Raw genomic sequence first — 13,639 nt, 5'->3', positions numbered from 1 at the left:
GGCGGAATCCGGTCGATCGTGCGGCTCACGAGCGCGCCTCCCGGTGCGACGACCCCACGCCGAACTCGAACACCGCGAGCGAGAAGCGGGCGGTGTCGGGCGACCGATTGGCGTAGGCGTGGTCGACGTCGCCCGAGAAGGTCAGGGCGTCGCCCGCGGCGAGCGAATGCGTGACGCCGCCGACCTCGATGGCGACCTCGCCCTCGATCACGTGCAGCAGCTCGCGCGTGCCCACGGAGTGCGCTTCGCTCGCATGGCGCTCGCCCGGCTCGAGAGTCCAGTCCCAGAGCTCGACGACGTCGGGCGACTCGATCCCGGCGACGAGCACACCCCGGCCGCCGTGCTCGCCCGTCCAGAGGACAGCGCCCTCGCCGCGACGGGTGACCTCGACGAGCTCGGAGGCTTCAGACCGGGCGTGCACGAGGGCGGGCAGGCGCACGTCGAGCGCCTCGGCGAGCCGCAGCAGCGTGCCGATGCTCGGGTTGACCGCGCCCTGCTCGACGTTGACGATCATCCGACGGCTCACCCCGGCCTCGACAGCCAGGCGGTCGAGCGTCCACTCGCGCGCCTGCCGCTGCTCGCGCACGCGACGCCCGATCGCGAGCGCGAGCGTCTCGGTCTCTCCGTCCATGAGTGCATGATAGTGCACTACCTCTCGACGCCGGAATGGATTCGACGAGACATCCGTTAGTATTAGTTGTGCTTACAACCAATGGGGCGCCCGAAGGCGCCGGACTGCTCGCCGCCGACACCGGCATGGGTGCCGTCACGCTGCGCGTCGCCGACCTCGACGGCATGATCCGCTACTACCGCGACGGCGTCACGCTCGAGCTGCTCAGCCACGACAGGCCCGTCGCCGTGCTCGGCCGCGGCACGACCCCGATCGTGATCCTGCAGCACGCGCCCGAGCTCAAGCACGCGTCGCCGCGCGACGCGGGGCTCTTCCACACCGCGATCCTCTTCGACACCCGCGAGGCGCTCGCGACGGCGATCGCGTCGGTCGCGACCCGCTACCCCGGCACGTTCACCGGCAGCGCCGACCACCTCGTGAGCGAGGCGTTCTACTTCACCGACCCCGAGGGCAACGGCGTCGAGTTGTACTTCGACCGCGACCGCTCGACGTGGAGCTGGGTGCACGGCACCGTCGAGATGGCGACGATCTACCTCGACCCCAACGGCTACCTGCGCGACCACCTCGGCGAGGCCGGCACCGCTGCGGTCGGCTCGGGCGAGAAGCTCGGCGATGCGGTCGTCGGGCACGTGCACCTTTCCGTCGGGGATGTCGCGAGCGCACGTGAGTTCTATGTCGAGCGCCTCGGCTTCGAGACCACCGCGACGCTGGGCAACCAGGCGCTCTTCGTCTCCGCCGGCGGATACCACCACCACATGGCGATGAACACGTGGAACAGCCGCGGTGCGGGCAAGCGCGGACTCGCGCTCGGCCTCGGCAAGGTCGAGATCGTCGTGCCCACCGCCGACGACCTCGGCGAACTCGGCGAGCGCATGGCGCACTACAAGGTCGGCACTCGCGACGACGGCCGAACGCTCGCGTTCGACGACCCGTGGGCGAACCTCGTCGAAGTGCGGGCGGCGAATTGATGAGTTGTCTCACGCCTTGACGAGCGCGACAGTGCTCCTCACCTTCCGGCTAATCCGGGGGTGAACTCTCGACAATGGCACCACGCTCTACCTCGAACATCTCGGATGTCGTCGGTCTACCGTCCGGCCTGAGTTCGTTAAAGGCATCCAGCCACGGTTCCAATGCGTACGACGCACGAAGCGCCTTCTCAATACGAACAGGCGCGACGATCTTTCGGTTGGGAAGCAGTGGTACCTCAGCCCCTGTCGCACGTCGCCGTCGGAGGCCCGAGTAGTCGACGACATCAACCTTGTCAGAGGATCCAACAGCCTCCTTGTACGCGGGCAACGGGGTATTGGCAGCAACGGGAGCCCAGTCGACGAGCGTCCAATGCCCCGCACGAAGCTTGGCGTCCATCGAAAGTGCGAGCAGTAGCAGCGGAGCAGACAGCGCCTCGCGAGATCGAGAGCCGGCTTCTTCAGCTGGCGCAACCCGGTCGTAGATGGCGAAGAAGTACGCGTGGTCGCCATACATTCCAGCCACTTGGCCAACGCCTGCACGACCGTCCCCAAGCGGCACTGTGAAGACGTCACCCGGTCGAAGCGGTGTAGTTGCCACAAGCCACCTCCGCACACCCCAGTACTCATTCGGACAGCCGAGCGGCTCCTCCAATTCAAGGAACTCGTCGCCGGCCAATTTCGGATTTCGCTACGCTGGACCTCACCCGAGCACGAGGAACATCCCGATCACCCACGAGAGCACGCCGAGCACGACCGCGGCGATGCCGAGCGCGAAGGCCGCCGTCGCGACCCCGCGGCCGGGACGACCGGGCTCCATGTGACCGCGCGCAGCGCTGCCGAGCACGAGCGCGAGGAACCCGAGCGCGACCGCGATCATCGCCACGAACGGCGAGACGAGCACACCGGCGATTCCGGCGATGAGCGCGACGATGCGACCGCCTCCGGTCGCCCACTTCTGCTCGACCGGCCGGCCCTCGGCGCCCGTGGCGGGCGCCTGCCCGGCGACGGTCCGCGCCACGTCCTCCCGCAGGGTGGTTCCTTCGGCCTGCGGCTGCTCCTCGGGCGTGGCCGCGTTGGTTTCAGATGTCAATTCGCTGCTCCATTCGATTGCACTTCTTCGTGCCCCCGCGGCGAAGGTAAGGGACCACAACCAATGCGACCAATACCCCACAAATGGGGGTATTGGATCGGGAACCTTCGGCGCGCTGCCGGACATACACATGGGCAGGGATCACCGATGATCGACCGCCTTCACGCCGCCGTCGGGGCCGTCGCGCACGGATAGGCTGACCCGATGACCTTCCCGCTGCGCTCGATTCGTCGGTACCCCGTCAAGGCCATGGGCGGCGAGGCGCTGACCGAGGTGCGGCTCGACGCACGAGGCATCCCGGGCGACCGCGGTTTCGCCGTCGCCGACGACGACGGCAAGTTCGCGTCGGGCAAGAACACGCGGCGGTTCCGGCGGCGCGATGCGGTGTTCGCGTACGCCGCGTCGACGACGGCGGACGGCTCGGTGCGCGTGCAGCGCGAGGCATCCATGTGGCTCGTGGGCGAACCCGAGCTCGACGCCGACCTCACGGAGCTCATGGGTGCGAACGTGCGCGTCATCCCCGAGGACGACATCTCGATGCAGGACGGCGGGCAGATCTCGATCGTCGGCACCGCGTCGCTCGCGTGGTGCGCCGAGCACTTCGGCATCGACGCCGACCCGCGACGGCTGCGCGTGAACCTCGTCGTCGAGACCGACGAGCCGTTCATCGAGGAGACGTGGGTCGGGCAGGAGATCACGGTCGGCGACGCCCGGCTGCGCGTCGTCGAGCGCATCGAGCGCTGCCGAACCGTGGATGTCGCGCAAGACGGGACGAGCGCCGAGGGCCGACTGCTGAAGCCGTTGACGAAGGCGCGGGAGATGTCGCTCGCGGTGTACGCGGAGGTCGTGGTGCCCGGGGTGCTTCGGGTGGGCGACAGGGTCGGGGTCGTCGCGGGGTGAGGTCGGCCGGGGCGTGGTCTCGATACGCGCCCTCCTTCGTCGGGCGCTACTCGACCGACGGGGTTTCGAGACGCTCGCTGCGCTCGCACCTCAACCCGCTCAACCCGAGGCGGGCTTCGGGCCCTTCGCGTGCGACATGTCGTGGAAGGCCTCGAACGCCTGGCCGGGCACGGGCATCGGGGTCGTGCCCGGTCGCGCGCGCAGGCCGTCGAGCACGATCGTGAGCTGACGACGCCAGAACGGCAGGTACTCGCCGCCGTACTGACCGAGCGAACCGAGCATGTCGACGAGGATGCTGAGGTCGACGGCGGTGACGTCGGCGCGCAGCGCGCCCTCGGCCTGGGCGCGCTCGATCATGCCGTTCACGAGCGGCTCGAACTCGATGCCGGGCTTGTGCGACGGGTCGAGCTCGGCGACCCGCCGCATGATCGCGGGCAGGTACGGCGAGTCGGCGACCCACGCGCCGAGGCGCTCGATGTAGAGCTCGACCGAGCGCCAGCCCGTGTCTGCGCCGAGGATCTCGGGCGCGAAGTCGTGCAACTCTGCCACCGCGGTGTCGTAGAGCTCGCGCACGAGGGCGTCGCGATTCGGAAAATGGCGGTACACCGTGCCGGCGCCGACGCCCGCGCGCACCGCGAGTTCGTCGAGCGGCGCATCGATGCCGCGCTCGGCGAAGAGTCGCCGCGCTTCGGCGAGCAGGCGCTCGTGATTGCGCCGTGCGTCGCGTCGTGATGAAGCCGACGAGGTCATCGCTTCACTGTACGCGGAAACATCGAGTAAGATTCGGAGAGTCGTCTCCGCTTACCCGAAGAGTGGGGCGGCGATCCTTCACGGGGGAGTGAAGGACGCGACGCGGCGGGCGAGTCGGCACCCCCGACCAGCGCCCGTCGCGTCGGCTTCGGGGTTCACCCGGTGGTCTCGATACGCTCCTTCGTCGCTACTCGACCGACCGTCGCGCTTAGGCTTGACGGGTGAGAGAACACGAAGGCGTGAGCGGCGGCGTCGAGGCGAACACCCGAACGATCGAGTCGACGGTCGTCACCGACTTCAGCGATCGCATGAGCTACGGCGGCTACCTCGACCTGCCGACCCTGCTCAGCGCGCAGCGCCCGATCTCGCGGCCCGAGCACCACGACGAACTGCTGTTCATCATCCAGCACCAGACCACCGAGCTGTGGCTCAAGCTCGTGCTGCACGAACTCGGGACCGCGCGCGACCTGCTGCGCGCCGACGAGCTCGGCCGGGCCCTCAAGTGCATCGCGCGGGTCAAGCACATCCAGAAGACGCTCACCGAGCAGTGGTCGGTGCTCGCGACCCTCACCCCGACCGAGTACGCCCAGTTCCGCGGCGTGCTCGGCAATGCGAGCGGGTTCCAGTCGTTCCAGTACCGCGCGGTCGAGTTCGTGCTCGGCAACAAGAACGCCAAGATGCTGCAGATCTTCGAGGCGGATGCCGCGGCCACCGCCCTCCTCCGCCATGCGCTCGAGTCGCCCAGCCTGTACGACGAGTTCCTGCGGCTGCTCGCACGCGCGGGCTACCCGATCCCGGCGAGCGTGCTCGAGCGCGACGTGACCCTCGCCTGGACCTTCACGCCCGAGCTCGTGCCCGTGTTCGCCGAGATCTACGGCAACACCGACGAGCACTGGTCGGCGTACGAGACGTGCGAGGAGCTCGTCGACCTGGAAGACAACTTCCAGCTCTGGCGCTTCCGGCACCTGAAGACGGTCGAGCGCATCATCGGCTCGAAGACCGGAACGGGCGGGTCGAGCGGCGCCCCGTTCCTCAAGCGTGCGCTCGAGCTCACGTTCTTCCCCGAGCTGTACGCGGTGCGCACCGAGATCCCGGGCTGAACGATGAGCGACGGGCACGACCGACTCGGCCGGGCGGCACGCCGCTCGCTGAACGGCGAGCATGCGGGTGAGGTCGGCGTCGTGCTCCCACCGTTCATCGACCACCACGTGCACCTCCAGCTCGAGGATCCGCAACCGGCAGTCGCCGGCGGCATCGCGGGCGTCGTCGACCTCGGCGCGAACCCGGCGGTCGTCGCCGGTCGAGCCGCACGCGACGGGCTGCCCGTCGTGCGGTACGCGGGAGCGTTCCTCACCGCGGTCGGCGGCTATCCCTCCGACCGGTCGTGGCGCCCCGAGGGCAGCGTGCGCGAACTTCCGCTCGTCGAGCCCGGCATCGGCGACCACTCCGCCCTGCCCGGGTCGATCGAGGCGGCCGTCGACGAGCAGCACGCGTTCGGGGCCTCCGTCGTGAAGGTCGTGCTGAACGCCGACGCGGGCCCGGTCTTCGACCGTGCGACCCTCGCCGCCGTCGTCACCGCCGCGCACACGCGCGGGCTGCCGGTCGCCGTGCACGCCGAGGGAGCCGGCACCGCCGCACTCGCGATCGACGCGGGCGCCGACGCGCTCGTGCACACGCCGTGGACCGAGCGGCTCGACGACGCGCTCATCGCGCGAGCCGTCACGGCCCGGCAGGTGTGGATCTCGACGCTCGCGATCCACGCGCGCGACTTCGGCGACGACTCCCCCGAGCTCGCGTGCGCGCTCGACAACCTCGCGCGCTTCCACGCCGCCGGGGGTCGTGTGCTCTACGGCACCGATCTCGGCAACGGCGAGCTGCCCGTCGGCGTCAACGCGGTCGAACTCGCGCTGCTCGATCGGGCCGGGCTCGCGGCATCCGACGTCGTCGCCGCCCTGACCGACCCGTGGCCGCTCGCCGCCCCGGACGACTGGGGCCTCGCCGGCGTCGCGACGTTCGTCGCGGGCCCGGCCGCGGCCTCCGACCCGACCGCCGACCCCCTGCCCGACCGGCTCGCGACCGCGCGCGTCGTCCCCGCCGAAGACCTGGAGCTGTTGTGACCCTCGACCCCCAACTCGCGTTCGCCCGCCGCATGGACCGGGCCGACGGCCTCGCCCACTACCGCAAGCGCTTCGTCGGCGCCGACACCGATCTCGTCTACTTCGACGGCAACTCGCTCGGCCGGCCCCCGGTGTCGGCGGTCGAGCGGGTCGAGCGGTTCCTGCGGGAGGACTGGGGCGGACGCCTCATCCGCGGCTGGGACGAGGCCTGGCTGCAGCTGCCGACCGAGATCGGCGACCGCATCGGCCGTGCCGTCATCGAGGCGAAGGCCGGACAGACCGTGATCGGCGACTCGACGACCGTGCTGCTCTACAAGCTCGCCCGCGCCGCGGTCGACGCGCAGCTCGCCCGTGACCCGGGCCGTCGCGAGATCGTGATCGACACCGACAACTTCCCGACCGACCGCTACATCGTCGACGGCATCGCCCGTGAGAAGGGCATGCGGCTGCGCTGGATCGACGTCGACACGTCGTCGGGCGTGACGCCCGAGCAGCTCGCCGAGGCGTGCGGCCCCGAGACGGCGCTCGTCGTCATCTCGCACGTCGCCTACCGGTCGGCGTACCTCGCCGATGCGCCCGAGCTCACCCGCATCGCGCACGACGCCGGCGCGCTCATCCTCTGGGATCTCTGCCACTCGGTGGGCTCGGTCGAGGTGAAGGCCGACGCCTGGGGATTCGACCTCGCCGTCGGCTGCACCTACAAGTACCTCAACGGCGGCCCGGGCTCGCCCGCGTTCGCCTACGTGCGCGACGACCTGCAGGCCGTGCTCGAGCAGCCCATCCAGGGCTGGTGGGGCAACACCGACATGTTCCTGATGGGGCCCGACTACCAGCCGGTGCCCGACATCCGCCGCTTCACGAGCGGCACCGCCCCCGTCGTGGGCATGCTCGCGATGGAGGAGACCCTCGCGATGATCGAAGAAGCGGGGATGCCGGCGCTGCGCGAGAAGTCGATCGCCCTGACCGAGTTCGCGATCTCGCTCGCCGACGAGTGGCTCGCCCCGCTCGGCGTGACCCTCGCCTCCCCCGTCGACGCCGAGGAGCGCGGAGGCCACGTCACCCTGCACCACGACGCGATGCGCGAGGTCACCGCCCGGCTCTGGCAGCGCGACGTGATCCCCGACTACCGCGACCCGGGCGGCCTGCGCATCGGCCTCTCGCCGCTCTCGACGAGCTTCGAAGAGGTGCACCGCGGGCTCGACCTCACCCGCGTGGTCCTGCGCGAGGTGCTCGCCGAGCGCGCCGGGCTCGCGTAGCGCGGGCGGCCTCACCGAGCCGAGCGCGCCTGCTCCGGCCCGCCCCCTTCGCATGTCCAGCGGCGGTTCTCTCTCGCGGTGGTCTTCGCTTCGCGACTGCTCCGACACTGCTCCGCTGGGCGGAGCAGTGTCGGAGTGCCGGCGATGCATCACCCGGCCGCATCACCCGGCCGCATCACCCGGCCGCGACGCACTCGCTCGTCGCGGGCGGGCTCAGTCGGCGCGAGCGGCCTCGGCCGAGGCATCCGACCCGGTGGCAGCCGGTGCAGGCGCAGCAGCCGTAGCGGCGCCGCCGTTGCCGCCCCACGCGACCGTGACCTTCGGCTTCGCGAAGAAGAGCACGACGAGCGCGCCGACGCCGAAGCCGATCACCGACAGCCACAGCGACTGGCTCATCGCCGCCGAGAAGCCCTCGGCGATCTGCGGCGGCAGGCCCTCGGAGCCCGAACCGCCGGCGGCCGCCTCGCCGAAGCCCGCGCCGCCGCCGAAGCCCGGCAGCTCCGCCGCGAGGCGCGCATTGAGCAGGGCGGTGATCGCCGCCGAGCCGAGCACCGAGCCGACCTGGCGGGTCATGTTGTAGACGCCCGATCCGGCGCCCGCCTGCGAGCGCGGCAGGTTGCGGGTCGCCGACGAGCCCAGCGGGGCGAAGACGCCTGTGATGCCGACGCCGAGCAGCGCGTTCGGCAGCAGCAGCAGCCACAGGTCGGTGTCGGGCGTGAGCCAGAGCGCGGTCCAGGCGAGGGCGCTCGCGACGATCGTGAAGCCGCCGAACGCGACCCACTTCGGGTCGACCCGGTCGGTGAGCTTGCCGATGAACGGCGCCATCGCGCCCGAGATGACGGCCATCGGCAGCAGCATGAGCGCCGCCTGCGTCGGGTCGAGGCCACGGCCGATCTGGTAGTAGAACGCGAGCGGCAGCGGCATCGCCGTGATCGCGAGGCCGACGAGCGAGATCGCGACGTTCGAGAGCGAGAAGTTGCGGTCGCGGAACAGCCCGAGCGGCAACAGCGGCTCGGCCCTGTTGAGCGCCTGCCACACGACGAACGCGGCGAGCACCACGACGCCCGTGATGATGAGCCCCCACACGGTGATCGGCCCGGTGATCGTGCCCCAGTCGTAGGTCTCGCCCTCCTGGATGCCGAACACGACGAGGAACATGCCGACGCCGCTCAGCACCACGCCGAGCCAGTCGAAGCGGTGCTCGTGGGTCTCGAGATTCGGCACGAGCCGCAGCGCGAGGAAGAACGCGACGACGCCGACGGGTACGTTCACGAAGAAGATCCACTCCCAGCCGAGGCCGTCGACGAGCACGCCGCCGAGGATCGGTCCGACGAGCATCGCGATGCCGGCGACGGCGCCCCACAGCCCCATCGCCGTGCCGCGCTGGTTCGGCGGGAAGATGCGCGTGATGACCGCCATCGTCTGCGGGGTCATGAGCGCGGCGCCGAACCCCTGCACCGCGCGGGCCGCGATGAGCAGGCCGATCTCGCCCGAGAGGCCGCACGCGAGCGACGCGAGCGTGAACACGACGAGGCCCGTGAGGTACACGCGCTTCGGCCCGAACCGGTCGCCGAGGCGGCCCGTGATGAGCAGCGGCACCGCGTAGGCGAGCAGGTACGCGCTCGTCACCCACAGCACCGCGGTGATGTCGGTGTCGAGGTCTTCGAGGATCGCCGGGTTCGCGATCGACACGATCGTCGAGTCGACGAGGATCATGAAGAACCCGATGACGAGCGCCCACAGCGCGGGCCAGGGCTTGAAGGTGCGTTCCATGGGCGGAACCTTCCGTTCGATGGTGGATGTCTCAGTGCTGATAGGCCCCGGGCCAGGCGAGCGCGCCCGTGCCGAGGTCGTCGATGGTCTGCTCGAGCCACGTCGCCTCGGCGACGAGCAGGGCACGGGTGTAGTGCAGGTCGAGCACGTACGCGGTCGGGAGCGCCTTCTCGGCGACCTTCGCGAGCGAGCCGTCGATCGCGGCCGTGACCTCGCGGACCGATGCGAGTCGCTCGCCGAGGAGCACGGCGACCTCGCCGGCCGGCAGGTTGTGCGCCTCGCCGATCGCGACGGGGAACTCGGGGAACTCGTTGACGTGACGGCGCAGCATCGCGGCGATCGTCTCGCGCAGCGCGGCACGGCCGGGCTCGGTGATCGAGTACACCGTGCGCTCGGGACGGTTGCCCTGCCGCTCGACGGCGACCTCGTCGATGAGGCCGTCGGCCGCGAAGCGCTCGACCGTTCGGTAGACCGAGCCGGGCGACACCCTGACGACCTTGTCCTCCTTGCGCTCGAGCATGAGCTGGTACATCTCGTAGGCGTGCATGTCGCGCTCGGCGAGCAGGGCCAGCACCGTCACACCGAGGGGCGAGAGCGAGGTCATGCGGGGCCTCCTGTCGCGGCATCCGTCAAATATTCCGACTGGAATAATACGGTCGGAATATCAGTGCGGCAAGCGCCCGCGGCACTGGTCGTCGCTTCCCGCGATAGCAACCGGCGACGGCCGCGGCAACCCCCTCACCCGAATCGGGCCGCTCGGAGTTCGCGCGCGTACGATGGCCGATCATCTCGAGAAGGGAGTCCCCCATGTCCACCGAGAGAGACCTCGACGAGAACGTCGCCGCTGCCCGACTCGAGGCCGAACGCGCCGCCGGCCGCGCCGGCGAACTGGCCGGTGACCTGGCCGATGAGGCGGAGGACCGCCTCGACGATGTCGGCGATCGCGTCGAGGACGTCGCCGACGCACTGGGCGACGTGATGAGCGACGTTCGGCGTACCGCGGCCGATGCCGCCGAGACGATCGGCGCCCAGGCGAGCGCCGCCGCCAGCGAAGCCAAGGAGGTGCTCGACGACGGGGTGGCCTACGTCAGGGCCCGGTATCGCGAGCACCCGGCGACCGTCATCGCGATCGGTGCTGCGGCCGTCGTCGCCGTCTGCCTCGTGATCAGGGCGCTCACGCGCCGCTGACCGCGGCCGACGGTCGTGCGGCCGGTGCTGCGGCAGCGCGGCGCCGGTCGCCGATCACGATCGCGAGGATCACGGCCAGGGCGAGTCCGAACTCGAACACCGCCGAGAGCCACAGCTCGGGGGCGGTGATCACGAGACTGATGCCGAGCACGACGTGCATCGCGCTGATCGTCAGGATGATCGCGCGGCCGGCGACCGCGTTCGACCGGTGCACGAGCACGAGCGCCACGACGACGGCCGCGCCCATGAGCATGTTGTAGACGCCCACGTTGCGGGTCCACAGCGCGACGGCGTCGTACTCGTCGGGGTCGATGAGGAAGATCGGGTACAGCTCGGGGCTGCGGAAGAAGAACGACTCCAGCACGCCGACGGCGATGAGCGTCAGCGCCTCGAGGGCGGCGAGCACCTGTGCGACGGGATTCATGAGCGGATTCTCGTCGCCCGCCGCGGCCGCCGCATCGAGGCCTGCCCCGCCCCCCAGGGCGCGGACAGCCCGCCACCCGGGAGGCGGTCGCCCGCAGGTTAGAATCGAGGCATCCACACCCTCGACACCGGACGGAGAACCGCGGTGCCCACCATCGTCGTCGACGTGATGCCCAAGGCCGAACTGCTCGATCCCCAGGGGAAGGCCGTCGCCGGCGCCCTCGCCCGCACCGGTCACACCGGATTCAGCGGCGTGCGCATCGGCAAGCGCTTCGAGCTCACCGTCGACGGGCCGGTCGACGACGCGATGCGCGCCGACGTGCAGCGCATCGCGGAGGAGATCCTCTCGAACCAGGTCATCGAAGACGTCGTGGGCATCCACTACGAGGTGACGAACGCCGAGCTCGCCGAAGAGGCGGCCGAGGCCGGCACGGTCGCGGGCGACGGCTTCGGCGCCCCCGCGGGCGAGACCCACTGACGGGCGGCGTTCGCATGCGTATCGGCGTCATCACGTTCCCCGGCTCGCTCGACGACCGCGACGCACAGCGCGCGGTGCGTCTCGCGGGCGGCGAGCCCGTCGCGCTCTGGCACGGCTCGCACGACCTCGAGGGCGTCGACGGGCTCATCCTGCCCGGCGGCTTCAGCTACGGCGACTACCTGCGCTGCGGCGCGATCGCCTCGCTCTCGCCGATCATGACCGAGGTCGTCGCGGCGGCGAACGCGGGCATGCCGGTGCTCGGCATCTGCAACGGCTTCCAGATGCTCACCGAGGCGGGCCTGCTCGAGGGCGGGCTCATCCGCAACGACCACGGCTCGTTCATCTGCCGCGACCAGGTGCTCACGGTCGAGAACGCCTCGACCGACTGGACGGCCGACTTCGAGGCGGGCCAGCAGATCACGATTCCGCTGAAGAACGGCGAGGGCGGGTTCATCGCGTCCGACGAGACGCTCGACCGGCTCGAGGGCGAGGGCCGCGTGGTCTTCCGCTACGTCGACGTGAACCCGAACGGGTCGCTGCGCGACATCGCGGGCATCTCGAACGCGCGCGGCAACGTCGTCGGCCTCATGCCGCACCCCGAGCACGCGGTCGAGCCGGGCTTCGGCCCCGACACGGCCGCCGCGATGCGTTCGGGCGTCGACGGGCTCGGCTTCTTCACGAGCGTCGTCAAGAAGGCGTTCGTCGAGGCGTAGGGCCCGCGCGTCGCGGGCGCTGTTCGTCGTCGGCTGCTTGGGGCGTCGCGAAGCGCACTTTTCGGCGACTCGGCGCCGTTCGGTTGCGCGCCAGCGCGCACCGCGTCCCCGATCCTGACGCCTCCGATCGCCGAGTCGCCAGAAAGTGCTGCTCGGCGCGTCGCGAAGCGCACTTTTCGGCGAGTCAGCGCCGAGCTGCGGGACTCCCAGCGTCCCTGTGGATGACGCGCGACGCCCGGTGCGTTCGTGCGCCAGAGTGTCGGGATGCCCCGAGTACCGTTGCCCGACGACCTGGGCCGACGCGCGTTCACGACGGCGGAGGGACTCCGCGCAGGACTCAGCACCGGCCGCCTCCGCGGGCCCGACCTGTTGCGACCCTTTCACGGGGTTCGAGCGGTGGCCGAGGCATCCGATGTCGTGGCTCGTTGCCGTACCTACCTGCCGCGCTTGAGGCCCGGCCAATTCTTCAGCCACGACACTGCCGCTCGACTCTGGGGCGCTCCGCTGCCGAAACGGTTCGACCCCACCGCGCCGCTGCACGTCTCCGCGTTCGCCCCGCAACGACCACCGCGAACGCGCGGCGTGATCGGGCACGAACTCCGTGCCGACAGCGCGGCGATCGTCGTGCGCGACGGGCTGCCCGTCGCCGACCCGACGTCGACCTGGATGCAGCTCGCCACCGCCCTCGCACTCGACGACCTCGTCGCAGCTGGTGATCACCTCGTGCTCGACCCGGTCGTGCTCGACCCGTACGACCCCCGTCCGTTCGTCTCGCTCGACGAGCTGCTCGACGCGGCGCGAGCGTTCCAAGGCCGCGGATGCCGCCTGGTCGCAGAGGCGGCGCCCCTCGTCAAGGTCGGCGCCGAGTCACGACCCGAGACGCTGCTGCGGCTCCTGCTCGTGCGTTCGGGACTGCCCGAACCGCTCGTGAACCACGTCGTCACGACGGTCGACGGTCGCTTCATCGCCCGAGTCGATCTCGCGTATTCCGATCTGCGCATCGCCATCGAGTACGACGGCGACCACCATCGCACCGACACCCGCCAGTACGAGCACGACATCGCTCGGTTCGACCGGCTGCACGAGGCGGGATGGCTCGTGGTCCGAGTCCGATCGCGCGGTCTGTTCCGCGACACCGACGAGACGGTCGCGCGGGTCGCGCGAGCACTCGCCGAACGCTCGCGCCGAGCGCGCTGACCGCCTGATTCCAGCGCGCCCACGGAACCGCGCCCCCGGCGAGTCGCCAGAATGTGCGCTCCAGCACCGCGCGAACAGCACTTCTCGGCGACTCGCCCACCCGGGATGGGCGGGCACGCCGACCGCCCGTACGCGAGTCGCCAGAATGTGCGCTT

At 70.6% G+C, this 13,639-nt stretch carries 16 protein-coding genes; 9 read left to right on the top strand and 7 right to left on the bottom strand.

Going from position 1 to position 13,639, the window contains the following annotated elements; genetic code table 11:
* Positions 1-25: 25 nt before the first annotated feature.
* Positions 26-631, bottom strand: a complete 606-nt coding sequence (locus AC3RJ6_RS07970) for a helix-turn-helix domain-containing protein (RefSeq protein ID WP_491426452.1) — start codon at positions 629-631, stop codon at positions 26-28.
* Positions 632-756: 125 nt separating this feature from the next.
* Between AC3RJ6_RS07970 and AC3RJ6_RS07965 the strand changes: the two genes are divergently transcribed.
* Positions 757-1,599 (top strand): VOC family protein, encoded by an 843-nt coding sequence (locus tag AC3RJ6_RS07965; RefSeq protein WP_491427145.1) that lies wholly within the window; start codon positions 757-759, stop codon positions 1,597-1,599.
* Positions 1,600-1,648: 49 nt separating this feature from the next.
* On the opposite strand, the gene AC3RJ6_RS07960 is transcribed toward AC3RJ6_RS07965, so the two are convergent.
* A complete protein-coding gene (locus AC3RJ6_RS07960; RefSeq protein WP_491426451.1) occupies positions 1,649-2,275 on the bottom strand; it encodes an Imm26 family immunity protein in 627 nt (208 codons plus the stop codon).
* A gap of 24 nt (positions 2,276-2,299) precedes the next feature.
* Positions 2,300-2,689, bottom strand: coding sequence for a hypothetical protein (locus AC3RJ6_RS07955; protein WP_491426450.1), 390 nt, complete (start codon positions 2,687-2,689; stop codon positions 2,300-2,302).
* Positions 2,690-2,893: 204 nt separating this feature from the next.
* Between AC3RJ6_RS07955 and AC3RJ6_RS07950 the strand changes: the two genes are divergently transcribed.
* Entirely contained in the window at positions 2,894-3,589 is a 696-nt protein-coding gene (locus tag AC3RJ6_RS07950; RefSeq protein WP_491426449.1) for an MOSC domain-containing protein, read from the top strand.
* 99 nt (positions 3,590-3,688) lie between these two features.
* On the opposite strand, the gene AC3RJ6_RS07945 is transcribed toward AC3RJ6_RS07950, so the two are convergent.
* Entirely contained in the window at positions 3,689-4,339 is a 651-nt protein-coding gene (locus AC3RJ6_RS07945) for a TetR/AcrR family transcriptional regulator (protein ID WP_491426448.1), read from the bottom strand.
* A gap of 239 nt (positions 4,340-4,578) precedes the next feature.
* On the opposite strand from AC3RJ6_RS07945, the gene kynA reads away from it, so the two are divergent.
* The 3 genes from kynA to AC3RJ6_RS07930 are packed head-to-tail and all read left to right on the top strand — an operon-like array spanning position 4,579 to position 7,712.
* A complete protein-coding gene (gene kynA, locus AC3RJ6_RS07940) occupies positions 4,579-5,439 on the top strand; it encodes a tryptophan 2,3-dioxygenase (protein WP_491427144.1) in 861 nt (286 codons plus the stop codon).
* Between the two features lie 3 nt (positions 5,440-5,442).
* Positions 5,443-6,456 carry an amidohydrolase family protein gene (locus AC3RJ6_RS07935; RefSeq protein ID WP_491426447.1) on the top strand — a complete coding sequence of 338 codons (1,014 nt, stop codon included), beginning with the start codon at positions 5,443-5,445 and terminating at the stop codon, positions 6,454-6,456.
* Positions 6,457-6,488: 32 nt separating this feature from the next.
* On the top strand, positions 6,489-7,712 hold the full coding sequence (locus AC3RJ6_RS07930; protein ID WP_491427143.1) for a kynureninase: 1,224 nt from the start codon (positions 6,489-6,491) through the stop codon (positions 7,710-7,712).
* Between the two features lie 213 nt (positions 7,713-7,925).
* On the opposite strand, the gene AC3RJ6_RS07925 is transcribed toward AC3RJ6_RS07930, so the two are convergent.
* Together AC3RJ6_RS07925 and AC3RJ6_RS07920 are read right to left on the bottom strand one after the other, a co-directional pair.
* The gene (locus tag AC3RJ6_RS07925) at positions 7,926-9,485 is read right to left on the bottom strand and encodes a DHA2 family efflux MFS transporter permease subunit (protein ID WP_491426445.1); all 1,560 of its coding nucleotides are present in this window, start codon (positions 9,483-9,485) and stop codon (positions 7,926-7,928) included.
* A gap of 31 nt (positions 9,486-9,516) precedes the next feature.
* On the bottom strand, positions 9,517-10,089 hold the full coding sequence (locus AC3RJ6_RS07920) for a PadR family transcriptional regulator (RefSeq protein ID WP_491426444.1): 573 nt from the start codon (positions 10,087-10,089) through the stop codon (positions 9,517-9,519).
* A gap of 203 nt (positions 10,090-10,292) precedes the next feature.
* On the opposite strand from AC3RJ6_RS07920, the gene AC3RJ6_RS07915 reads away from it, so the two are divergent.
* Positions 10,293-10,673: a hypothetical protein gene (locus AC3RJ6_RS07915; protein ID WP_491426443.1), complete on the top strand. Its 381-nt coding sequence runs from the start codon at positions 10,293-10,295 to the stop codon at positions 10,671-10,673.
* On the opposite strand, the gene AC3RJ6_RS07910 is transcribed toward AC3RJ6_RS07915, so the two are convergent.
* A complete protein-coding gene (locus tag AC3RJ6_RS07910; protein WP_491426442.1) occupies positions 10,660-11,097 on the bottom strand; it encodes a DUF1304 family protein in 438 nt (145 codons plus the stop codon). The genes AC3RJ6_RS07915 and AC3RJ6_RS07910 overlap by 14 nt on opposite strands.
* A 144-nt stretch (positions 11,098-11,241) precedes the next feature.
* Between AC3RJ6_RS07910 and purS the strand changes: the two genes are divergently transcribed.
* From purS to AC3RJ6_RS07895, 3 genes are all read left to right on the top strand, one after another.
* The gene (gene purS, locus AC3RJ6_RS07905) at positions 11,242-11,574 is read left to right on the top strand and encodes a phosphoribosylformylglycinamidine synthase subunit PurS (RefSeq protein ID WP_491426441.1); all 333 of its coding nucleotides are present in this window, start codon (positions 11,242-11,244) and stop codon (positions 11,572-11,574) included.
* 14 nt (positions 11,575-11,588) lie between these two features.
* Positions 11,589-12,287 carry a phosphoribosylformylglycinamidine synthase subunit PurQ gene (purQ, locus tag AC3RJ6_RS07900; RefSeq protein WP_491426440.1) on the top strand — a complete coding sequence of 233 codons (699 nt, stop codon included), beginning with the start codon at positions 11,589-11,591 and terminating at the stop codon, positions 12,285-12,287.
* A gap of 582 nt (positions 12,288-12,869) precedes the next feature.
* Positions 12,870-13,484: an endonuclease domain-containing protein gene (locus AC3RJ6_RS07895; protein WP_491426439.1), complete on the top strand. Its 615-nt coding sequence runs from the start codon at positions 12,870-12,872 to the stop codon at positions 13,482-13,484.
* The last annotated feature ends 155 nt before the right edge of the window (positions 13,485-13,639 follow it).

This window comes from Agromyces cucurbitae (assembly GCF_058349945.1).
Note: the sequence above shows the minus strand (reverse complement) of the source record. Positions and strands in the feature narration are given on the sequence as shown.

Coding starts and splice junctions, on each gene's coding strand:
- AC3RJ6_RS07970 (WP_491426452.1), bottom strand. CDS start 631: ATGGACGGAGAGACCGAGACGCTCGCGCTCGCGATCGGGCGTCGCGTG.
- AC3RJ6_RS07965 (WP_491427145.1), top strand. CDS start 757: ATGGGTGCCGTCACGCTGCGCGTCGCCGACCTCGACGGCATGATCCGC.
- AC3RJ6_RS07950 (WP_491426449.1), top strand. CDS start 2,894: ATGACCTTCCCGCTGCGCTCGATTCGTCGGTACCCCGTCAAGGCCATG.
- AC3RJ6_RS07945 (WP_491426448.1), bottom strand. CDS start 4,339: ATGACCTCGTCGGCTTCATCACGACGCGACGCACGGCGCAATCACGAG.
- AC3RJ6_RS07935 (WP_491426447.1), top strand. CDS start 5,443: ATGAGCGACGGGCACGACCGACTCGGCCGGGCGGCACGCCGCTCGCTG.
- AC3RJ6_RS07930 (WP_491427143.1), top strand. CDS start 6,489: ATGGACCGGGCCGACGGCCTCGCCCACTACCGCAAGCGCTTCGTCGGC.
- AC3RJ6_RS07925 (WP_491426445.1), bottom strand. CDS start 9,485: ATGGAACGCACCTTCAAGCCCTGGCCCGCGCTGTGGGCGCTCGTCATC.
- AC3RJ6_RS07920 (WP_491426444.1), bottom strand. CDS start 10,089: ATGACCTCGCTCTCGCCCCTCGGTGTGACGGTGCTGGCCCTGCTCGCC.
- AC3RJ6_RS07915 (WP_491426443.1), top strand. CDS start 10,293: ATGTCCACCGAGAGAGACCTCGACGAGAACGTCGCCGCTGCCCGACTC.
- AC3RJ6_RS07910 (WP_491426442.1), bottom strand. CDS start 11,097: ATGAATCCCGTCGCACAGGTGCTCGCCGCCCTCGAGGCGCTGACGCTC.
- purQ (WP_491426440.1), top strand. CDS start 11,589: ATGCGTATCGGCGTCATCACGTTCCCCGGCTCGCTCGACGACCGCGAC.